General features: G+C 51.9%; 14 protein-coding genes. 3 read left to right on the top strand and 11 right to left on the bottom strand.

Annotated features, from left to right (window positions below; genetic code table 11):
• Positions 1-70: 70 nt before the first annotated feature.
• The 4 genes from pflB to BHAP_RS06445 form a co-directional block, all read right to left on the bottom strand.
• A complete protein-coding gene (gene pflB, locus BHAP_RS06460; RefSeq protein WP_094729915.1) occupies positions 71-2,443 on the bottom strand; it encodes a formate C-acetyltransferase in 2,373 nt (790 codons plus the stop codon).
• Between the two features lie 185 nt (positions 2,444-2,628).
• On the bottom strand, positions 2,629-2,850 hold the full coding sequence (locus BHAP_RS06455) for a hypothetical protein (RefSeq protein ID WP_094729914.1): 222 nt from the start codon (positions 2,848-2,850) through the stop codon (positions 2,629-2,631).
• Between the two features lie 64 nt (positions 2,851-2,914).
• Positions 2,915-4,612, bottom strand: coding sequence for an NAD+ synthase (locus BHAP_RS06450; protein WP_094729913.1), 1,698 nt, complete (start codon positions 4,610-4,612; stop codon positions 2,915-2,917).
• Between the two features lie 90 nt (positions 4,613-4,702).
• Positions 4,703-5,851, bottom strand: a complete 1,149-nt coding sequence (locus tag BHAP_RS06445; RefSeq protein ID WP_094729912.1) for a M20 metallopeptidase family protein — start codon at positions 5,849-5,851, stop codon at positions 4,703-4,705.
• A 155-nt stretch (positions 5,852-6,006) separates the two neighbouring features.
• Between BHAP_RS06445 and BHAP_RS06440 the strand changes: the two genes are divergently transcribed.
• Entirely contained in the window at positions 6,007-6,825 is an 819-nt protein-coding gene (locus BHAP_RS06440; RefSeq protein ID WP_169713182.1) for a Cof-type HAD-IIB family hydrolase, read from the top strand.
• A 91-nt stretch (positions 6,826-6,916) separates the two neighbouring features.
• Here BHAP_RS06440 and BHAP_RS06435 read toward each other — a convergent pair whose 3' ends face one another.
• From BHAP_RS06435 to BHAP_RS06415, 5 genes are all read right to left on the bottom strand, one after another.
• A complete protein-coding gene (locus tag BHAP_RS06435; RefSeq protein WP_094729911.1) occupies positions 6,917-8,038 on the bottom strand; it encodes a CPBP family intramembrane glutamic endopeptidase in 1,122 nt (373 codons plus the stop codon).
• Between the two features lie 165 nt (positions 8,039-8,203).
• Positions 8,204-8,740 (bottom strand): peptidylprolyl isomerase, encoded by a 537-nt coding sequence (locus BHAP_RS06430; RefSeq protein WP_094729910.1) that lies wholly within the window; start codon positions 8,738-8,740, stop codon positions 8,204-8,206.
• A gap of 63 nt (positions 8,741-8,803) precedes the next feature.
• A complete protein-coding gene (locus BHAP_RS06425; RefSeq protein WP_094729909.1) occupies positions 8,804-11,146 on the bottom strand; it encodes a RelA/SpoT family protein in 2,343 nt (780 codons plus the stop codon).
• A 77-nt stretch (positions 11,147-11,223) separates the two neighbouring features.
• The gene (gene dut, locus BHAP_RS06420) at positions 11,224-11,700 is read right to left on the bottom strand and encodes a dUTP diphosphatase (protein WP_094729908.1); all 477 of its coding nucleotides are present in this window, start codon (positions 11,698-11,700) and stop codon (positions 11,224-11,226) included.
• A complete protein-coding gene (locus BHAP_RS06415; RefSeq protein ID WP_094729907.1) occupies positions 11,700-11,993 on the bottom strand; it encodes a DUF4193 domain-containing protein in 294 nt (97 codons plus the stop codon). The genes dut and BHAP_RS06415 overlap by 1 nt, the downstream gene beginning before the upstream one ends.
• A gap of 147 nt (positions 11,994-12,140) precedes the next feature.
• Between BHAP_RS06415 and sepH the strand changes: the two genes are divergently transcribed.
• Positions 12,141-13,352, top strand: a complete 1,212-nt coding sequence (sepH, locus tag BHAP_RS06410) for a septation protein SepH (RefSeq protein ID WP_094729906.1) — start codon at positions 12,141-12,143, stop codon at positions 13,350-13,352.
• Positions 13,353-13,383: 31 nt separating this feature from the next.
• Here sepH and BHAP_RS06405 read toward each other — a convergent pair whose 3' ends face one another.
• Positions 13,384-14,664, bottom strand: a complete 1,281-nt coding sequence (locus BHAP_RS06405) for an alkaline phosphatase family protein (RefSeq protein ID WP_094729905.1) — start codon at positions 14,662-14,664, stop codon at positions 13,384-13,386.
• Positions 14,665-14,818: 154 nt separating this feature from the next.
• Here BHAP_RS06405 and BHAP_RS06400 point away from each other — a divergent pair, with 154 nt between their 5' ends.
• A complete protein-coding gene (locus BHAP_RS06400; protein WP_094729904.1) occupies positions 14,819-17,551 on the top strand; it encodes a DNA gyrase/topoisomerase IV subunit A in 2,733 nt (910 codons plus the stop codon).
• 71 nt (positions 17,552-17,622) lie between these two features.
• Here BHAP_RS06400 and BHAP_RS06395 read toward each other — a convergent pair whose 3' ends face one another.
• Complete coding sequence (locus tag BHAP_RS06395; RefSeq protein WP_094729903.1) at positions 17,623-22,437, bottom strand: Lhr family helicase; 4,815 nt, start codon at positions 22,435-22,437, stop codon at positions 17,623-17,625.
• Positions 22,438-22,463 lie beyond the last annotated feature (26 nt).

Below are 22,463 nucleotides of genomic sequence, written 5' to 3'. Positions count from 1 at the left end.
CAAAAGGGGCGGGAGTATGTATCCCGCCCCTTCATCTAGTTACCGCGTATTGTTACGGTTTCAAGTTGCGTCACGCAGTGACTGCACCCTGATGGAACGTACGGGAGATCACGTCGAGCTGCTGTTCCTTGGTGAGCTTGACGAAGTTCACCGCGTAGCCGGAGACGCGCACAGTCAGATGCGGGTACTTTTCCGGATGCTCGACAGCATCTTCCAGCTGCTCCTTGCGCAGCACGTTGATGTTCGCGTGGTACAGACCGTGGCCGTTACCAGCGTCAAGAATGCCAACGAGGTTGGAAACACGCTCATCCTCATCGCGGCCAAGACCGTCAGGAGTGATGGTGTTCGTCAGCGAAATGCCATCCAGTGCGTCGTTGTAATCAATCTTGCCGACAGAGAACATTGACGGGAGCATGCCGTGGGAGTCCATGCCGTTCTCCGGGTTTGCACCTGGAGCGTACGGAGTGCCCTTCTTGTGGCGGGATGGGAAGGAACCAGTGTTCTTACCGTATTCCACGTTGGAGGTGATCGTCAGGATGGACTGAGTCGGTACAGCACCACGGTAGACCGGCAGGCGCTTGACCTGACCCATAACCGTGGAAACAACCCACTTGGCGATGTCGTCGGCACGATCATCATCGTTACCGTAGACCGGGAAGTCGCCTTCAGTACGGTAACCGACAACCAGATCGTCCGCAGCACCCTCAACATACTCGTACTCGTGACCGGGCAGGTCCTTAGCATCCTTGTTGTAGATCGGGTACACCTTAGCGTACTTGACTGCGGATAGCGAATCAGCAGCGATAGACAGGCCCGACATACCGCAACCGAGAGTACGGTACACTTCCTTGTCGTGCAACGCCATCTCGATGGACTCGTACGCGTACTTATCGTGCATGTAGTGGATGATGTTCAGCGCTTCGACGTAGGTCTCGGACAGCCATTCGAGAGCCTTCTCATAGTTGGCCTTGACCTTCTCGTAGTCGAGCGTGCCGTCAGCTTCAGGAGCGATCGGTTCGATCACGCCCTTGTCAATAACCTGCATGCCGGTCATCTCGTCGCGACCACCGTTGATTGCGTACAGCAGAGCCTTAGCGGAGTTGACGCGGGCAGCGAAGAACTGCATCTGCTTGCCAACACGCATCGGGGACACGCAGCAAGCGATAGCTGCATCATCGCCCCAGTGAGAGCGGATTTCCTTATCGGACTCGTACTGGATTGCCGAGGTGTCGATGGAAATCTTGGCACAGAAACGCTTGTAACCTTCTGGCAGCTTCGGGTCCCAGAAAATCGTGATGTTCGGCTCCGGGCCAGGTCCAAGGTGCTCAAGGGTCAGCGTGTTGAGCAGACGGAACGAAGTCTTAGTAACCATCGGGCGACCGTCGTCAGCAAAGCCAGCGTCAGACCAAGTTGCCCAGTACGGGTCACCGGAGAAGATGTTGTCGTAGTCCTTAGTACGCAGGAAGCGCACGATACGCAACTTCATGACGATATTGTCGATAAGCTCCTGAGCACCAGTCTCATCGAGCGTACCGTTGTCAAGGTCACGCTGAATGTAGCAGTCGAAGAACGCGGAGTTGCGGCCGAACGACATAGCTGCACCGTCTTGGCTCTTAACGGAGGCGAGGTAGCCCATGTACGTCCACTGCACGGCTTCCTGTGCGGTTTGTGCCGGACGGGACAGGTCGAGGCCGTACTCATTGCCGAGGTTGATGAGCTTCTTCAAAGCCTTGATCTGCTCGTCGTGCTCCTCACGGAAACGAATCCAGTGCTCGATCTCCGGCTCAGTGAAGTCGTTGCGGTACGGTACGGAATCCTTGTCGCGCTGCTTGAACTTGATCAGCGTGTTGACGCCGTAGAGAGCAACGCGGCGGTAATCGCCGATAATACGGCCACGGCCGTAAGCATCCGGCAGACCAGTGAGAATCTTGTTGTGACGAGCGATCTTGATCTGCTTGGTGTAGACGCCGAACACGCCGTCATTGTGGGTCTTGCGGTACTTGGTGAAGATCTTCTTAATCTCCGGATCTGGTTCCTTGCCAGCTTCCTTGATAGCCTGTTCGACCATACGCCAGCCACCGTTCGGCATCATAGCACGCTTGCATGGCTCATCGGTCTGCAGGCCGACAATCACGTTGTCAATCTCCGGAGACTCAATGTAGCCAGCCGGGAAAGCGTCGATATCAGCCGGCGTATGAGTATCCACGTCGTAGACACGCTGCTTACGCTCGACCGCCAGATAGTTGTCGTCGAGATACTTCCACAGGTGCTTAGTCTTCTCGGTGGCGTTCGCAAGGAACGACTCATCGCCAGTGTACGGAGTGTAGTTCTTCTGAATGAAGTCGCGTACGTCAATATCTTTCTGCCAGTTGCCCTCGGTGAATCCAGCCCAAGCCTTCGCTTCGAGCTCTTCCTGAGAGACTACGTTCTCAACTGCTGTCATGTCACTCCTTGGTGTCGGGGCGGTGCAACGCTTCCTTGTCGTTGCTTATGTTCAGTTATGAATTGTAGTTGAACAAATCTGAAAAAGCGCTGAAATTAACAGTGAGGTATATCACATTATTCGTGATCGCTCACAAATCAATTTCAGCGCTTCCATATCAATCGGCGTGCGTATAGCGTATACGTTTACGACCGCGAATCGTCGCCGCTCACAGCACTTTTGTCGCCCCATTTATTCCATTCGCGAGTCTGTTCATCCCACACAGTGTTGCGCTCCTTGACGATTTTCCACGCGTCCAACGCGTCTTGTTTCGTTTTGTACGGTCCCATACGTTGTCCGATCGGTGAGAGCTTGCCTAGTTCTGGCTGTTCCGTGACAGTATTGAAATACCACTGTTTGTCATCCATGATTCTCCCCTTACGATCAACGAAACTCTTGATATTCTTCTGTGAGGCGCAGAATGCTTACCGACTACTCGCGGAACGCGTTCGTCACTGGAAGGCGACGATCACGACCGAACGCAAGTGCGGTGACTTTCGGGCCGAGCGGATACTGACGACGCTTCCATTCGGCACGATCAACAAGCCGCATCACCGTGTCGACCGTGTGCTCATCGAATCCGTCTGCGAGCAGATCGGCACGGCCGTGAGCATGCTCAATATATGCAGCGAGCACCTTGTCAAGCAGTGCGTATTCAGGCAGGGAATCGGAATCTTTCTGCCCGGGGCGTAATTCTGCACTCGGTGCTTTTTCAATTGAGCTCACCGGAATCATTACGCCGTGTTTCAACGGTGTTCCAGCATCACCCTGCTCGTTACCAACGATATGTAGCCCGCCAATACCCATGCCAGCGGCGGCTGCACGGTTACGCCAACGAGCCAATTCCCATACGCGTGTCTTGAGCAAATCTTTGATCGGCGCATAACCGCCGACTGCGTCACCGTAAATCGTTGAATATCCGCAAGCGAGTTCAGACTTGTTGCCTGTGGCTACAGCCAGTAGACCCTTCGAGTTTGAGTATGCCATGACAATAACGCCGCGGATACGAGCTTGCAGATTTTCGGCTGCAACACCTTCGAGATGCAATTGATTCTGGTACGCGTTAAACAATGGTTCGATAGGCTGAATATCGTATTTCGCGCCAATATTAGCAGCCAAGTCGGCAGCATCATCCTTAGAACCATCCGACGAGTACATGCTCGGCATGGAAATACCCTGCACGTTAGCACCGCCTACCGCATCAGCGGCCATTGCTGCAACGAGCGCGGAGTCAATACCACCCGACAAGCCAAGACATACACCGCGGAAATGGTTCTTAGCCATGTAATCTTTAAGACCAAGCACACAAGCGGTATACACTTCCTCATCCGCGTCCATTACCGGTACAATCGAGCCGACTTCTTGATGCTCTGCTTCAGTGTTGAGATCAAAGAAGTCAAGATGCTCCATGAACATCGGCGAGCGCACGAGCATGGTTCCGTCTGCGTCTATGACGAAGCTGCCGCCGTCGAAGACGAGGTCGTCTTGGCCTCCGACTTGGTTGACGTAGATGACTGGTGCGTGGACTTCGGCGGCGCGACGTACGGCTAATTCGTGGCGTACGTGTGTTTTGCCTTCTTCGTATGGTGAGCCGTTCATCGTCATCAGGACGTCGATATTGTGTTTGGCGAGTTCGGCGACTGGACCGCCGTCTTGCCAAATGTCTTCGCAGATTGCGACTCCGATGTGTACATTGTTGACGTCGAGTACTACGCAGCGATCTCCAGCTGCGAAAATACGGAACTCGTCGAATACGCCGTAGTTGGGTAGGAAGTGTTTGTCGTATCCAGCCCACACGGTTCCGTCATGGAGGACTACCATGCGGTTGCGTGGTTTATCGGATGCGTGATCGGTGCCAACGGTGCCGACTGCCACATAGAGGTCGCCGAGTCCGTCTGCTTCGAGTTCGGTGGCGAGCCAGTTGGCTTTGTCCCATGCGGCTTGGCGGAAGGTGCGGCGTAATGCGAGATCTTCGATTGGGTATCCGGTGAGGGTCATCTCTGGGAACACGACTACTTGTGCGTGTTCTTTTGCGGCGAGATGCGTGTATTGGATGATTTTGTCGGCGTTGGCGTCGAGGTCTCCTACGCAGGTGTCGATTTGGGCGAGTGCGAAACGAATCTGTGTCATGGCATCCTAGTGTAATGCGTGCGACCGCCGCTTTTGTGACGTGTGCTGTGTAAGACACATGTATTGGCGTGCCGCACGCAGTGAGTTCGGTTATTGCAGTTCGTTAAGGACGCGTAGTGCCGCGTTGACGTAGAATTCAACAGTTGGTTTGACTGCTTCATCTAGTCCGATAAAGTGTGGGCTATGCCAGTCGGCGCAATGTGGTTGCCCGTTTGACCCGATGAATGCGAACACGAGTCGTGATTTGGCGCCGAATTCGACGAAGTCCTCCCCTGCCATGCTGGCGCGAATTGGTTTGAGCGTAGCGTATTGCGGTACGTCAGCAGCTACAGCTTCAGCGAGCGCGGCATCGTTGACGAGTGGCATTTGGATGCACTGCCAATCTACGTCTGCTTCGATACCGTATGCTTCGGCTGTATGGTTTACTTCGGCAAGGAATCGATGGTGTACGAGTGTTTCGTCGTCGCGTTCAAAGAAGCGGACTGTGCCTTGGAATCCTGCTTCAGCTGGTACGACGTTCCACACGTGTCCGCCGTGTACTTCGGTAATGGAGAGTACGACTGCGTGGAATGGTGATACGTTGCGGCTGACGATGGTTTGCAAGGAGAGAATCATTGTGGCGAGTGCTTCGATTGGGCTGGTTCCTTTTTGTGGGTATCCAGCGTGTGTGCCTTGCGCGTGCAGCGTAACTTTGAACTTTACGCAACCGGCCATCATGGGTTCTGGACCAATAGCGATCTGTCCGGGTGCGTAATTGGGGTTGTTATGGGTGCCGATAATGGCTTCGACATCGTCTACGACGCCTGCGCTGACTACTGAACGTGCGCCGATGCCGAGTTCTTCAGCTGGTTGGAATACGATTTTGATACTGCCTGCAATCTGGTCGCGATGTTCAGCGAGCCAGAATGCGGCACCGAGTAGTCCACTCATATGCAGATCGTGACCGCATCCGTGCATTACCCCCTCGTTGAGTGAGGTGAATGGCAAGCCGGTTTCTTCTTGGATTGGTAGGCCATCAATATCGGCGCGCAAGGCGATGCGCGGTCCGGGCTGAGTGCCTTCGATCAAGCCTACTAATCCTGTGTCAAGCGACGTATCCAATACGTCAATGCCGTGGGAACGTAGTTGGTTTGCGAGATATGCGGTGGTGTGATGTTCTTCAAAACTGCGTTCAGGATGTTCGTGTAAGTAGTGACGGATGGCGATCAGATCGTCGCTGACATTGATGTGTTCAGTCATGTTGTTCCCCTTATAGTGTGACGGTGTCGCAATGGTTTACATCATACGACGTGCCGTTCAAAGTAGCGTGGATGACTGGCCGTACACTGGACAGTGACGATGTTCTCTCGCATGAACGTGAGGTTACCATGACGACGATTGATGCTACTCATGCTATGCCAGTGCAGCTGCCGTCTGGAGATAACATAAAGGCTGCGTTCTTCGATATTGATGGCACGCTGACGAGTTTTGTGACGCATGTCGTGCCTGAATCGACGATTTGTGCGTTGAAGAAACTACAAGAACGTGGAGTGAAGATTTTTATTTGTACTGGACGTGCACCGTCGCATATGACTGTTGTGCTAGAGACGATTCCTGTGCATTTCGACGGAATAGTTGGGTTGAACGGACAGTATTGTTTTGACGATCATGGTTTTTTGGAAAAGCAGTCATTAGGCTCAGATGATATTCAAACGGTGATCGGCTGGTTAGACGCGCATCCTGATGTTGTTGCGAATTTCTGTGAGAAAGATTACGTGTATTTTAATCAGATCACTGATACGATGCGTCGTACGTGGAAGCAACTTGGTAAAACAGCACCAACTGTGTATATTGATGATCCACATAAGCGGGTGTTGTCGCATGAAACATTCCAGATCAGCCCGTATATTACGCTCGAACAAGAGGCTGAAGTCACTGCATTATGTCGCAATGTGAAGGGTGTGCGCTGGCATCCTGACTTTACTGATTTAATTCCAGCGAATGGTGGCAAGCCGGAAGGTATGAAACGGTTTATGCGTCACTATGGTTGGACACGTGAACAGACGATCGCGTTCGGTGATGGTGGCAATGATGCTGCAATGCTTGAGTTCGCGGGTATTGGGGTGGCAATGGGTAACGCTACAAAACCCGCAAAGGAAGCCGCAGACTATATCACTGATGATGTTGATCATAACGGTATTATGAACGCGCTCATGCACTTCGGCGTGCTATGAACACAGCGTTAGCTTTTGCAATAACAGTTGCGCTAAGTGGCTCCCCTTGTCAGGGGAGCCACATCAATAGCAGTTTAGACAGAGCGAATTGTTAAGCAGTGACGCCGAGCTTGCGCTTGCGAATGAATGCGGGCTCTATCATTCGACCTGTCATGTGCAAGTGAATCAGCAGTGCGATAGCGAGACCGCCGAGCAGAATCACGGGAACAATACTGGCTTCCAAACCGAACGTTCCTCCAGTCAACCATTCTGGGCCACTCCACTGAGCTACCAGCCATGAACGTTGCGCACCATTGCCAGATACAACTGAGCCATAGATCGGTCCTTCAGCAATATTCCACATGAAATGGAATCCAATGCACCACCACAAGGAACGCGTCGCCAAGTAGATCGCGCCAAACAACAGACCTGCTTCAATGGCGATAGCAATGCCGCCCCAGAGAGTGCCGTCCGCGTTGCTCAAATGCATTAGGCCAAATACTAGCGCGGAAATCACTACTGCACCCCATGATCCTAGCCATTCTTCGATAAGCCGCAATAGTATGCCGCGCATCATCAGTTCTTCGGAGATACCAGCTACCAATCCCATAACCAGCAGATCAATCCACGGACTGTATGTAGCGTCAAATCCGACAATGCGATAACCACCGAGCAGTGCGATTATACCAATGGATACGCTGATGCATACTAACGCAGCGATAATTCCACGTACTACGTCAAACATGCGGCTTGGGGCAAGTTCAAGTGGATGCCGACGCTGTTCCATAACCTTGACGACCACCATGTACGCAATAATCGTGGCAAGAAGTTGCGCGACAGACGAGATCACCATCGGCGGAGAAGTTGGCGAAAGTCTACTCCCCTCATTGAGCGCCGATATCCACGACTCATCCAGCACGCTGGGAGCAAAGGCAAAACCGGCTATGATAGCTCCAACAAAACCCAGTACTAGCATGCCTGCGGTAAGAAGACCCACGAACGATAATCCTCGCAACCATGCTTTGAACTGTAACTGTTCGCGCTTGTCAAACCAACGATATGGATGATCGTCAGTAAGCAAATCATATGTTCTGATTGATACTGGTTGACCGAGCAAGATGCGATGGAGTCGCTGTATGTTAGTGCGTTGCGACGACGATGATGCTGTGTCGGTAGGTGACGGCGATGTCATCGGCGGTGATGACACGTATGGTGACGGAGTTGAGTTGCCCATGATGATTCCCTTCGTAGTGTAGCGTGTGTGCTGCCACTACTATTGCATCATATGCGTGAGGGACTCAATTGATTTGGTAGTCATTCGTTGACAGCTCCCCTAAAGAAGCTGTCAACTCAACGACCATGGCACAAACCACGCATGTTTTGTACCGTTTTGTACCGATTACAGCACGTCGATGGACTCGATCATGGCCGGTTCCAGCGGTGCATCAGAACGATTGGTCGGTACCGCTTCGAGCTTATCAACAACCTTCTTAGACTCATCGTCAGCGACTTCGCCGAAAATCGTGTGATGGCCATCAAGCCACGGCGTCGGCACAGTAGTGATGAAAAACTGCGAGCCATTCGTACCGTGAATCTGACCGTCGCGGCCGCGACGCAAACCGGCATTCGCCATAGCCAGCAGATACGGACGATCAAACTTGAGCTCAGGAACGATCTCATCGTCGAAATCATAACCCGGGCCACCCGTACCGTTGCCGAGCGGGCAACCACCCTGAATCATAAAGTCCTTGATAATGCGGTGGAACGTCAAACCATTGTAGAACGGTTCGTGCGACGGCTGCCCAGTGAACGGATCAGTCCACTCCTTGGAACCAGTGGCAAGACCCAAGAAGTTCTCAACCGTAACCGGAGTCTGCTCATCGAATAGGTTGATAGTGATGTCACCTTCAGAGGTGTGCATAACAATAGTACTCATAACGTCTCAGTTTCGCAGAAGCCGACGACTGCGACGCGACGCACACCTTCTCGAAGTCCTACGTCATTCTTGCATCTTGCGCAGTCGTGGCTCTTGCGATTCCTTCGCACCGGTAATACGGTACACGTCAAACACGCCGTCAATCTTACGCACAGCTGCAAGTAGTCGGTTGAGATGCTGCGGATCAGCCATTTCAAAACTGAACTGGCTAATCGCTACACGGTCTCGACCGGTAGCCTGTGCGCCAGAAATAATATTGACACCATGATCGGCAAGCACACGAGTTACATCAGAGAGCAGATGCTGACGATCAAGCGCTTCAACCTGAATCTTGACCATAAACAAGCCCTTGGTGCTCGTCCACTGCACGTCTACTACGCGCTCAGGTTGACGTCGCTTCAAATCAATCATGTTCTGGCAATCCACGCGATGCACAGACACACCTTGATTACGCGTGATAAAACCGACAATAGGATCGCCTGGCACTGGCATACAACAACGTGCCAGCTTCACCCACACATCGCCAACACCCTTAACTGAAATACCCAGAGAACTCGTGGTTTTCTTAGTGGACTCAACCTGTCGAAGCGGCAGTGCCTCCTGCTCAACTTCCTCATCCACTTCATCGCTACCCGCATCTTTGACCAGATGCGCAATAACATTCTGCGTGGAAATCTGACCATCGCCAATCGCAGCGAACAGATTATCTGGACTAGAGAAGTTGAGCTCATCAGCAACCCCGACGAGTGCGCTCGCAGTGAGCAATGTCGCGATTGGCAGATTACGCTTACGCATCGCACGCGTCAGCTCATCGCGTCCCTCTTCAATCGCTTCAGTACGACGTTCCTTCGAGAACCACTGGCGAATCTTATTACGCGCTTTCGGGCTTTTGACGAAGCTCAACCAGTCACGAGAAGGACCAGCAGTTTCCGATTTTGAGGTAAGTACCTCAACGGTGTCACCATTTTCAAGCTTGGTATCAAGAGGTACAAGACGACCGTTCACACGGGCGCCCATCGTACGGTGACCAACTTCAGTATGCACTGCATACGCAAAATCTACAGGCGTGGCAGCCGCAGGCAAAGACACGATCTTGCCTTTCGGCGTGAACACATACACTTCCGCCGCGCCAAGATCTTCTTTCAGCGAGCCAAGAAACTCGTTCGAGTCGGGCGTCTCCGACGTCCAATCAGCAAGCTGCTGAATCCACTTGAGATTATCAGCTTCACTGAGCTCCTGATTGTCGGCATTTTCACCGCCACCACGTTTGAGATCAGATTTATCCGGCGAACTGAGCGCGCGGCCTGCTTGACCGTTCTCCTTGTACTTCCAATGCGCGGCAATACCAAATTCGGCACGCCGATGCATATCCCATGTACGAATCTGAATCTCAACCGGTTTGCCGCCAGGGCCCACAACCGTCGTATGCAACGACTGGTACATGTTGAGCTTCGGCATGGCGATGTAATCTTTGAATCGGCCAGGAACCGGACTCCATCGCGCATGTACTGCGCCAAGCGCAGCATAACAGTCTTGAATCGTGTCAACGATAATGCGCACGCCGACAAGATCGTAAATATCAGTGAAATCATGGCCGCGCACGATCATCTTCTGATAAATCGAGAAATAATCTTTCGGCCGACCTGTCACATACGCCTTGATGTGTTGTACGCTAAGATCCTCATTAATTTCCGCGAGAATCTGCTTGAGATACACATCACGCTGGCCAGCTCGGCGAGCTACGAGCACTACAATCTCGTTGTATATCTTCGGATAAAGTACCTTAAAACTCAGCTCCTCAAGCTCAGTTTTAATAGCGTTCATACCGAGACGATTGGCAAGCGGCGCATACACGTCAAGCGTTTCGCGCGCTTTCTTCTGTGCGCCAGCAGTCTTCACATAACGCCATGTGCGCGCGTTATGTACACGATCAGCAAGCTTGACGACAAGTACTCGTACGTCACGGCTCATAGCGACGACCATTTTACGGATCGTCTCTGCTTGAGCAGAATCGCCATACTCCATCTTTGACAGCTTGGTAACGCCATCAACCAATCCGGTAACCGTGTCACCAAACTCAGCGCGACATTCGTCGAGCGTGTAATCGGTGTCCTCGACCGTGTCGTGCAATAATCCGGCTGCGACCACAAGCGGTCCCATGCCCAGATCAGCGAGAATCTGAGCAACAGCTAACGGATGAATAATGTATGGTTCACCCGATTTACGCCGTTGTGTCGCATGTTGAGTGACAGCTCTGCGATACGCGCGCTCGAGAATAGACAAATCCTCACCGTTATGATGAGCACGACACGCCTCAAGAATCGGCTTAAGCGGGTTGACGGGATCATCGCTGATTTCACATCCCAGCTTACGTGCTGCAGCATATTCACTTTCTGCGTTCGCCATGATCCCACCTACTCTCGTGTATTGTGCCCATCCTACTCGTCTCAACCGCCCTGCGCACCTAGCGCACACTCACATGGTCATGACGACACGCCGGTTGACCCGAATCCGCGTTCCGCGCGTTCAGAACCGGGAAGTACCTGCGCTGGTACGAAGGTCGCTTCAACATAGCGTTGAATAACCAACTGTGCGATACGATCCCCAGGCTTAAAAGTCACCGTATGCTCCGGGTCAAGATTGATAAGCGGTACCTTGATCTCGCCACGGTAGCCAGCGTCAACAGTGCCAGGCGCATTCAACACGGTAACACCTTGCTTGACGGCCAGTCCTGAACGCGGATGTACGAGCGCAACATAGCCAGCAGGCAATGCAATAGCTACACCAGTTGGCACAAGCGCACGCTGGAAGGGCTGAAGCGTAACCTCTTGCGTGGTTACCAGATCAGCCCCAGCATCACCGGCATGCGCGTAGAACAGCGTAGCCGGATGGTCAGCGTTCAGAGACTTAACCAGTACCTCAACGTTTTCCGGCTCATTGTATGCTTCATCGTACGCCATCAGGCGGCGCACTCCTTGCACACTGGCTGTCCGTCCTCAGTGGTGTACGCGAGCTGGCTGCGATGCTTGACTAGATAGCATTCAGAGCAGATGAACTCGTCACCCTGCATCGGGATAACAGTCACCGAAGCGTCCTCGTTACTGAGATCAGCGCCGGGCAGCTCATAATCTTCAGCGATGGCGTTCTCATCGTCATCAATATCACTAGAGGTGTTCTGCGAGCTCTTACCGAGCGCCTGCAGAGACTCCTCATCTTCATCCTTGTTACGAGGCGAATCGTAATCCTGAGCCATCTTGGTCCTTTCTCGAAGTGACTTCTTCTGCGCATAGAATACATGACTTTTACTCGCCATAGGATACACGAGTCGAAATACTCGTAAAATACGACACGTGGGGCACAATAGAAACATCGTCTCCATTGGATGAGGAAAGTGGTGCGCATGCCTGAAAATCCGCTAGAGCAAGCCCGTTTCGACCATGTCGACGGCGCGGGTGACCTCGTGTTCGCGGTCGGGAATTTACAATTTGCCGTGCATGTCGACGACACGCTGGAACGCGCCATTCTTGAGGCTAAACAAATTCGTTCCGAAACGCGGCCCGCACAGCCAGCCAGCACGACATTGCCCATATCACAGATTCAGTCGTTGATTCGCGCTGGAGCAGATCCCGTAAACGTCGCGCAACGCTACGGGCTGGCAGAAGCGTTAGTCAGACGGTTCTCTACGGCGGTAGAAACCGAAAAACAGTACGCAATTGAACAGTTCCTTGCAGTTCCTGCTCCGAAAGACACGCGTTCGCACACGTTAGCTGAGCTGATCGAACGTACACTAGCGAGTGCCGGTATTGGCATGGAAGCTGTCACATGGCAGGCGACACGCCGAGGATTAGAACCGTGGCGGATTGTTGCCCGTTTTGATTCTTCGGGTCGTCACATGCGTGCCGAATGGACGTGGAACATGCACGGTAACGCTGTGTCGTGCGTGAATGCGACGGCAAAACGATTGCTTGGCGAGCGCGATGAAGACAGCAATACGGGTTCACCGTGGAGTGATAGCGATCGTTCCTTGTCGCTGCCAGGTGACTCATTGCGATCAGCGCGCATCGAGCGTGCGGTGTCGCAATGGGTTCCACCGGTTGGCGACCATGATGTGGACAGTGAACCGCAGCCGCGCGTGTCACAACCATTGTGGAATCCGCTTGCTCACACTACGACGGCTGCGTCACGTTCTGCAATTCAGACGAATAACGAGACTGCAGTTGCAACATGGGTTGGCGATACTGTTTCGCCAGTAGCATCAGCGTCGGTTTCATCACGCTCGTCAACACAGTCAGATGCGTTGCATGAGTCGCCGTCGTCTTCAACTTCTGCGACTCCAGTATCATCATTGACGTCTGCTGATCACAGTGCAACAGCCATGCCAGCCACTTCGATAACAGGCAGCACGGCTCAAGTCAATGGACATACTGATGCGCATACTCCAGCGACAGACCACACATCTCAGCCAGCCCAATCGGCGTCAACGAACACGCAAACGACATCAGAACAATCATCTCCATCTCATACTGGAGCAACAGCAACTGTGAGATCAGAAAAACGCAAAACTGGCCGCTCCCCTATGCCAAGCTGGGATGAAATCCTGTTCGGTGAATAATTCGGTCGCACACCACGGTACGCTTTGTCGATTACGCTACGTCGATAAGGCAGGGAATATCAGACTCTAGCCAACTGGTCGACCCATGTACGCTCGGTAAATGCGTCGCTTTATCGGACTGAATGCGTGAATCCACGATCGTAACCGCGTGTGTGGCTGTAACGATAACATCGCCGAGCATTGGCTGAATACGCGTATCGACTGGACCGAAGAGTCCCTGTGCGATCGCTTCATCACGAGTGCGTACTGTGGCAAGGTCTGCCAGTCGGTCGCGCCAACGAGCGGCAATCAGATCTGTTTCCTGAGCATCTTCGGCATACAGCATTACCGCTCGTGGCTCTCCACCGACCATGCGTACGCCACGTTGCAGTAACGGTTCCTCAGCAAGATCAATCCGTTGCTCTGGGTCTGCCATGATCATGCCATGATCGGCAGTGATGATAATAAGCGTTCCTCGCGGAGCACTACGTTTGAGGAGTGCAAGTTGCGCGTCAATACGTTCAAATGTGGCGATCCACTTGTCAGAATCCCAACCGTGACCGTGCCCAATTTTGTCAGCGTCGCGAATGTACAAATATGTTAATCCTGGAGTTTGTGCCGCTTTGCATGTTGCGAGTACACGATCACGCGGGGTGACTTCACCAATATAGTCACTTCCGCGCAATGCTGCTTCGGTCAGTGGTGAATTCTTAAACTTTGGCAGACCACAACTGGTGACACGCACACCTTGATCTTGTAATTGTTCAAACACCGTGGGTTGGCGTTGCAAATCGGACGGTGGAATCGCATCAGTGAACTGGATAAGTTGCGATAGCTTACCCGTGTGTGGATTGAGCTGCGTATAGCCAGCCATGCCAGTCAATCCCGGGCAAGTACCAGTACCAAATACGGCCATTGCTGCGCTCGTTGTGCTCGGCGCGCATGTTGCGATTGGTCGCTGATTTACTGCCTCGTTCATCAGCGAGCGCAAGTATGGTGCGTGGCCGAGTCGCATGGCGAGATTCCAATATCCAAGTCCATCGATCAGTACGACGATTGCTGATGATACGTGGGGAAATCCTAGTGTGTTACATAACTTGGTTGGGTTATGGTGGATGGCGGTGGGCGCTGGATGGCCGATTGCGGCAGACACTGCTGGTAGTACGGCTGACAGGTGAAGTGTTCCGCCGCGTTTTGTCGATTGTTGACTGTCGGATATGGTTGTGACTGTTTGTGTCGTTGCAGTTTTGCAGCCCTCAGTCATTTGATCACCATACTGTGCGATTGGGGCGCAACGCAATAGTTCTTCCATGTCTGGCACATCCACACTCATGGTCCCCATTCAATCACTGTGGGGTGAACATTGCTTATATCCGCTGGTAGAGCAAACAGTTTGACGTGCGGTTTCGGTAGTATGGTGCGGTTGTTGATATCTTTCAACTCATCAACACAGCTGGTTTCATCGACACAGTGGGGAGCACGCACGTATGGCATCGCATCGCAAGCCGTCACAGTCTGCCTATGATTTGCGCACGGTCAAAGAGCATATTGTCGAAACGCCGCTCAACGAGGAAATGAGTAAATCGTTCCTTGAGTATGCGTATTCGGTGATTTATGCGCGCGCGTTGCCTGATGCTCGTGATGGTTTGAAACCGGTGCAGCGGCGCATTATTTATCAAATGGGTCAGATGAATCTTAATCCTGACCGTCCGTACATGAAGTCGGCACGTGTGGTCGGCGAAGTGATGGGTAAGTTGCATCCGCATGGTGATTCTGCGATTTACGAGGCGATGGTGCGTCTTGCTCAGCCGTTTGCTATGCGACTGCCATTAGTTGATGGGCATGGTAATTTCGGTTCGTTAGATGACGGACCGGCAGCATCTCGTTATACCGAAGCACGTCTTGCACCGGCAGCACTTGGTATGAACGCTGATATTGACGAGGATACGGTTGATTTCACGCCGAATTACGATAACAAGCTCAAAGAGCCGACTGTACTGCCGTCGGCTATTCCGAATCTATTGGTGAATGGCGGTTCGGGTATTGCGGTTGGTATGGCAACCAATATGGCCACGCATAATCTGGGCGAAGTAGTGGCTGCCGCGAAACATTTGATGAAGTATCCAACTTCATCATTAGAAGAACTCATGCGTTACGTGCCTGGACCAGATTGGCCGGGCGGCGGCATTATTATCGGCCGCGCCGGTATTCGAGAAGCGTACGAGACTGGTCGTGGCTCATTGACTACACGGTCGAAAACGCATATCGAAAACATAACCGCGCGTAAAAAAGCGATTGTAGTGACTGAATTACCGTTCATGGTTGGTCCGGAGCGTGTATTAGAGCGTATCAGCGAAGGCGTGAAGAATCATCGTCTCGAGGGTATTTCCGGTGCAATCGACTTAACGGACCGGCATAATGGCACTCGACTAGTCATTGAAGTCAAAACAGGATTCGATCCTAACGCAGTGCTCGCACAGCTGTTCCGCAACACGCCATTGCAAGACAACTTTACGATGAACAATGTGGCACTCGTCGATGGTCGACCTCACACTATGGGGCTGAAAGAAATGCTCGAAGTGTGGATTGAACATCGACGTTCTGTAGTGCGTCGACGCAGTGAATTCCGGCGTACGAAAGCATTGGAACGACTGCATTTGGTTGAAGGTCTGCTACTGGCATTGCTTGACATTGACGAAGTCATTCAGGTAATTCGTACATCGGATGATGCAGACGCTGCGAAAAACCGATTGATTGCCGTATTCGATCTCGATGATATTCAAGCGCAATACATTCTCGATCTACGGTTGCGTCGATTGACGCGTATGAGCCGCATTGAGTTGGAAGCCGAACGTGATGAGCTGAAACGTCGTATTGAAGAATTAGAGCGTATTCTTGCCTCCAGCGAGGAACTAGACCGCGTAGTAGTACAGGAAATGGATGCTGCGGTAACCGCATATGGTTCACCACGCCGCACTGTACTGTTGGATGAAAATCCAGATGGAACACTCACCCCAGTAGCAGCGCATGGTGATGATAGCGTATCGGCTGCTGCACTAGCAGCTGCAGCAGCGGCAACCACATTATCCTCGACAGCCGCTGATGTAGCTGCCGCCACGGCAGCCGCACGTAAAGCCGGCGAAGAAGGCGCGGCAGCAACTGCAGCAGCATTGCAGATCGATGATGAGCCATGCGTCGTCATGTTAAGCGCATCCGGTTTAATCGCACGTACTACACCATCGGCATGGGACGTGTGGCAAGCCCATTCCTCAAGCGAAACGCGCAGTGGAGACGATCAGCTTATATCCGTGTTCCGCACGTCAACACGGTCATCATATGCGCTGATTACCTCAGCCGGACGCCTCGTACTGGAACATGTCGTGGAACTTCCGGTACTCGCTGCAGCAACATCGCTCAGTACAACAGGAGGCGTACGCGCCGACGAACTACTAGGCGCTACGGAAAGCACCGAACCGGTATCTGGTGAACATGTTGTTGCAGCTATTGCCATGCTTGGCACGCTCAACGGTATTGAACAGCCAGAACATGCTGCTGGAACAAATGCAGACGGTACAGCCATCACGCAACTGCCACCATTGGCGATCGGTACTCGCGATGGCATAGTGAAACGGTGGAATCGTGAATCGCCGACCACAATGGACTCGTGGACAATCATTGATTTGAAAGACGATGATCGCGTCCTCTTCGCAGCTAACGCAGCAGACGATGATCGACTCGTGTTCATATCATCCGATTCGTCATTGCTCACATTCGAAGCACGTAACGTGCGTCCGCAAGGTCGTACGGCCGGTGGTATGGCAGGCATACGCCTAGCAGAAAACTGTGCTGCAATATCGTTCAACGTAGTGCCAGCAGGCAATATTGCATGGACCTATGATGAAGGTGAAAACGGCATGTTCTCTGCATCAGGAGCGGTGGTCCTCACCGTAGCGGGAGATACAGATGCGCTCGCTGGTACGGAGAATGGTGCAGCGAAGGTAACACCGTTTGAAATGTATCCTACTAAGGGTCGCGGCACAGGCGGTGTTCGTTCGCAACGCTTCTTGAAGGGGCAGAATACGCTTATCCGCGCTTGGGTTGGCGCATATCCGTTACACGCTTCTACTGCGTCCGGAGCTCCCGTAGAGCTGCCTAAGCCGGATATGCGTCGCGACGGCTCGGGTGTAGATGTAGCTGCTCCTATTGCATTTGTGGGATAAGGTGAGGCTCTGCCGCGAGCACGGTAAGGTGGCGTTAATCAGCTGCTGTTGCTTGCTATGCTTTGGGCTTGTTACCGGTAGAGTCTCATTCCTTGAGGGCAAGGTACAAAACCAGCCGTATGCAAAGCACGAGTAATATCGCTGCGTTGAGTGAGCAGTTCACCGTTACTATCGGTGAACGTGACTCCCCCAGTACGATTATCTATGTTGAATTGACGTTGTAACATGAACGCGAGTTCGGCACATGCAGGACGAAGTATCGTCTCATCCCGAGTGAAAACAACTAAATGGTGAGTGCGAGGTGCAGCATACAGCACTGGCTTGCCATGACCCAACACGGTAATGGTCTGTGCACGGCGGACTGGTTTACTCGTTTGCGCTGCGGCATCGGTCGTTGATGGTGATTCAGACGTTGCAAATGATGGCCATGCGATAGCTGAACCAGTTAAATTTGCAGGATCAAGAGAATCGATGGCGACACACGATTGGCCCCGTTCTTGTGCTGTATCACGCAGAACATTTACCGTGCTCGGTTCCGCGAATTGCGCGGCACCAAAACCTTGTACGAACATGCCCCGAACTAATGTTCCAGCTTCCTCCATGCGCTTCAATACCGGGTAGATGGCGGAAAAACCTCCCGGAATGTCTTCTTTATCAACTAATGGCTGTGCAATAATGCCATATCGGTCTAGCAGCGATTCTACTTGCGCAATAACTCGTTGTTCTAGCGATACTCGTTTACTGTTTGATAGTGACCACAAACCACTCATTGTTACAGGCACGCTAGTGGACATGCGCATGCGTCGTCGTGACAAGCGAGATGATGTATGTGGTTTATGTGTTGTTCCATACGCTAAAGCACGTATAGGGGTTAAAGAGCTGTTAGTTACCACTCCCCTCCATACCAGTGACCACAATGCTTCTTCACATTGCTGATCAGACCAAGCAGTGGGAAGTATTTCCCCTGTTTGTGGATTTACTTGTGGTGCAGTAGATTGCCATTGTTTTCGTACCAACGGCACAAGCTGATCAAACCGATATGCGCCGCCAGTAGTAAGTACTGCCTGTATAACTTCAGGCAAACTCATTCGATCATCCGACGCTGGCTGACTCGCGTTATTTGATACCGTGATTGCTGGCATGAGAGGCGAACTTTGTGGATGGAACGTAAGCAGTCCCATTCCTGTCGTATACGTACTGCTCGCTGATGAGCCAATCCATACAACATCACCACTGGCAATGAGTTCATCGAGCATGGATGGCATATAATCTGATATTCGCGTTGGAAACACGCTATTTTCCCACACGGTGATCGGCAGGGCTACCCCTTCCAATTGTTCAATAACGTTGAGCAGACCATCCTCACCCTGATATTGCTCACCTCCTACCGGGCCAATACCTTGATGGTCGAGTAGAAACGCTTGATATATATCCGGGGATACAGGTTTGATTGCAGCACGCGCCTTGGCAAGCGAACGAGAACGTATACGACGAAACACGTCTCGATGTAACCATTGAGACGTAGGAACATCTTGACGAAACGATCCGGAAAGTAATGCTCCTTGTGCAGCAAGTTGATCAAGCGTATGTACAGCATCCTCTGCTCCGATATGCAGATCGTTGATGAGTTGGTCTGTTGTGAATGGTCCGTGAGTTTTGGCATACCGGGTAATGCGACCAACAATATCGTCGTCAGCAAGTTCGTTCCAAAATGTGTGTCCGGCTAGCTGTTGCTCAACCTCATCAATTGCCACTGGGTCAAGTACTTCAGCCATATCACCAGTGCCAATGAGTTGTTCAAGTACTTGTGGGTCCATAGAAAGCAGTTGCGCACTGCGTTCCGCTTGCGGTACGTCATATTGATACATGACTGAACCAACGAAGCCAAACAACACATGTTCGGCAAACGGTGATGGCACGGATGTCTGTACATCGTGCAGACGAATAGTTGTTGCGCGTAAAGCAGTCATCACGGTACGCAATGCAGGTAGATCGTACACATCTTGGAGACATTCACGTGCCGTTTCTAGCAGCAGGGGAAAATTCTTATGCATTCGAGCTGCAGTAAGGAGTTGAGCCGCACGCAATCGTTGTTGCCACAGTGGTACGCGCATTCGTGGTTCCGTACGCGGTAGGAACAATGAACGTGCCGCACATTCACGAAACTTTGCCGCAAATAGCACGCTTTGACCCACTTGTGTTTCGACAATATACTGCAGGTCATCAGGATCAAACACGATGAGATTTCGAATCGGAATACTGCCTTCTGTGCTGGGGATACGGATGACAATACCATCATCTGCCGCATATATTTGGCCGTCAAAACCATACCGTTGTTGTAATCGTGCCGTGATAGCCATAGCCCACGGCTCGTGGACACGACGACCGAACGGCGAATGCAAAATAATACGCCAATCACCCTCTTCATCAGGACATCGTTCAATCACAAGATCGCGATCACTGGGTACTACTCCTGTAGCCGCCTGTTGTTCAGCGAGAAGACGAGCAAGATTACTGATAGCGTTATCATCAAGTCCATCACGGTCCAAACGATGTAACGCAGTCATAGAGAACCGAGGCGCCATAGACGTTTGTGACTTAAGCAAGTCCCCCATATGCTCATCGTCACGTTGGTGAGGAGTATCATCTTCAGTTAATACTGCTGGCAACGTGTTGCTCTTGCACTCTTCGCGAGCAATAGATAACTCAGCCGTAATCTCACGAATAAAACGGCCTTGGGATAGACCGAATCCATAGTCGCGACCATTACCTTCTCCATGCCAAAAAGGCAGTCGCGCTGTACGACCAGGTGCTGGAGTGACCACAACTCGGTCATGTGTAATCTGTTGTATCTGCCATGTGGATGTACCGAGTGTAATAACATCACCAACGCGTGACTCATAAACCATTTCTTCGTCAAGCTCACCGACTCGACGCTGACCTTTACCCGCGTCTTCTTCTGGAAGCACTACCGTATACAATCCCCTGTCTGGAATTGTTCCACCACTAGTGACAGCGAGCCGTTGCGCACCTGGACGGGCAGAGATAATGTCATCCTCATGGTTCCAGACAAGAGGTGGCCGAAACGCAGAAAACTCTTCCGTGTTGTAGGCGCCGGTCATCATACCCATAACCGCGTCGAACATATTGCGGTCAAGTGACTGGAATGGGGCTGCTTTGTGTACAGTTGCATACCACTGATCTGGTTTAAGATCATCCATTGCGGCAGCAGCAACCGTTTGTTGGGCAAGAATATCTAACGGATTACGTGGTGTAGTAAGCGGTTCGATATCGCCAGTCATCATACTTTCCACGCAGGTAGCTACACCAATAATTTGCTCTCGTGTCAATGGATAAAGTAATGCATGCGAGACACCGCCAACCTGATGATCAGCGCGACCAACACGTTGCAGTCCAGAAGCTACTGACAGTGGCGGAGCAATTTGGATGACTAGGTCAACCGAACCCATATCAATGCCAAGCTCCAAGCTGCTCGTGGCCACAACACAGCGCAGTCGTCCTTGCTTGAGCTGTTCTTCGATGTGCTTACGCCGTTCCTTCGATACCGAACCATGATGTGCCATCGCAATAACGTCACTTGGATCATGCGATTGTACCAGCATCGTGGTGGAACCGACTACTGCGTCGTAATGCGCAGAAAATCCTTCTCGACCTTCTGGAGATGCAATATCACTACCGATACCACGACTGTCCGCATAGAGATCATTGAGTCGAGCAGTGAGTTTTTCTGCAAGCCCTCGTGAATTCACGAACACAAGCGTGGTGTGATGTGAGAGAATTTCATCAAGCACACTACGCTCTACAACAGGCCATATAGATCCTCCAGATTGGTGTTCATCAGTTCCAGAAATTGCTGATGACGATACTTCCTCGTGCAGTGAATTTTGATTCTCATACGAATCTGCTGCCTGATCTAACGAAACATAGCGTGTGGAGCGTTTATCTGACGACGATGAGACCAGTCCTCGTCGTTCAGCTAGTCTTCGCATCGCAGGTGACACACCTGATATGGCAGAACGTGATATTCCATCAATACCACCAGCACGCTGCGAGACAGAACTCGATTGCATATCATGCATATCAGCAAGTGGTTCAACTATACGAAGTTCCATCGCTGGATGTGAGGAAGGGTTGACCACTGTAACCGGTTGCATCCCTCCAAGGAATTTCGCCACTTCAGTCGCTGGATTAACCGTGGCAGATAGTCCAATGCGTTGTGCAGGATGCGCAGTCAAGGTATCAAGACGCTCTAAGCTCAAAGCCAAGTGTGCACCTCGTTTGGTGCCAGCTAGCGCATGTACTTCATCAACAATTACCGTGTCGACAGACGATAGAATGCGCCGAGCTTTCGAAGTGAGCAGCAAATAGAACGATTCTGGAGTAGTTACCAGAATATCTGGCGGATGTGAAACGATCGCACGTCGTTCCTTGGGCGTGGTATCACCACTACGCGTTGCAATGGTAATAGAAGGCGCATGCTCCCCTCTCTCCTCGTATTGAGCACAAATACCGTCAAGAGGACGTTGCAGGTTTTTAGCTACATCCACCGCAAGTGCTTTCAATGGCGATATGTACACAACAGACACACCGTGTTTGATATGAGTGCGAGAACGCTGCGATACCGGCTTTTGAGTTGAGGAACATTCTTGACGATCACGTGTGGTGATGCGCTCGCTCATTAACCGGTCAATTGCTGAAAGGAACGCAGAGAGGGTTTTACCAGAACCGGTAGGAGCAATCACCAGCACGTTGTCGCCAGAATGTATTGCCGGCCATGCTGCGCACTGCGTAGTGGTCGGCGTTGTGAACGCATGTTTGAACCATGCCTGAGTAGGCTCTGAAAACAGCTGCAAACATTCGTACATACGTTCGATTATGACATGACATATCG

The sequence above is a fragment of the Bifidobacterium hapali genome, from assembly GCF_002259755.1.
Taxonomy (GTDB): Bacteria; Actinomycetota; Actinomycetes; order Actinomycetales; family Bifidobacteriaceae; genus Bifidobacterium; species Bifidobacterium hapali.
The sequence above is the reverse complement of the archived record's forward strand: the minus strand, read 5'-3'. Positions and strand labels throughout refer to the sequence as shown.

Coding starts and splice junctions, on each gene's coding strand:
- pflB (WP_094729915.1), bottom strand. CDS start 2,443: ATGACAGCAGTTGAGAACGTAGTCTCTCAGGAAGAGCTCGAAGCGAAG.
- BHAP_RS06455 (WP_094729914.1), bottom strand. CDS start 2,850: ATGGATGACAAACAGTGGTATTTCAATACTGTCACGGAACAGCCAGAA.
- BHAP_RS06450 (WP_094729913.1), bottom strand. CDS start 4,612: ATGACACAGATTCGTTTCGCACTCGCCCAAATCGACACCTGCGTAGGA.
- BHAP_RS06445 (WP_094729912.1), bottom strand. CDS start 5,851: ATGACTGAACACATCAATGTCAGCGACGATCTGATCGCCATCCGTCAC.
- BHAP_RS06440 (WP_169713182.1), top strand. CDS start 6,007: ATGCCAGTGCAGCTGCCGTCTGGAGATAACATAAAGGCTGCGTTCTTC.
- BHAP_RS06435 (WP_094729911.1), bottom strand. CDS start 8,038: ATGGGCAACTCAACTCCGTCACCATACGTGTCATCACCGCCGATGACA.
- BHAP_RS06430 (WP_094729910.1), bottom strand. CDS start 8,740: ATGAGTACTATTGTTATGCACACCTCTGAAGGTGACATCACTATCAAC.
- BHAP_RS06425 (WP_094729909.1), bottom strand. CDS start 11,146: ATGGCGAACGCAGAAAGTGAATATGCTGCAGCACGTAAGCTGGGATGT.
- dut (WP_094729908.1), bottom strand. CDS start 11,700: ATGGCGTACGATGAAGCATACAATGAGCCGGAAAACGTTGAGGTACTG.
- BHAP_RS06415 (WP_094729907.1), bottom strand. CDS start 11,993: ATGGCTCAGGATTACGATTCGCCTCGTAACAAGGATGAAGATGAGGAG.
- sepH (WP_094729906.1), top strand. CDS start 12,141: ATGCCTGAAAATCCGCTAGAGCAAGCCCGTTTCGACCATGTCGACGGC.
- BHAP_RS06405 (WP_094729905.1), bottom strand. CDS start 14,664: ATGAGTGTGGATGTGCCAGACATGGAAGAACTATTGCGTTGCGCCCCA.
- BHAP_RS06400 (WP_094729904.1), top strand. CDS start 14,819: ATGGCATCGCATCGCAAGCCGTCACAGTCTGCCTATGATTTGCGCACG.
- BHAP_RS06395 (WP_094729903.1), bottom strand. CDS start 22,437: ATGTACGAATGTTTGCAGCTGTTTTCAGAGCCTACTCAGGCATGGTTC.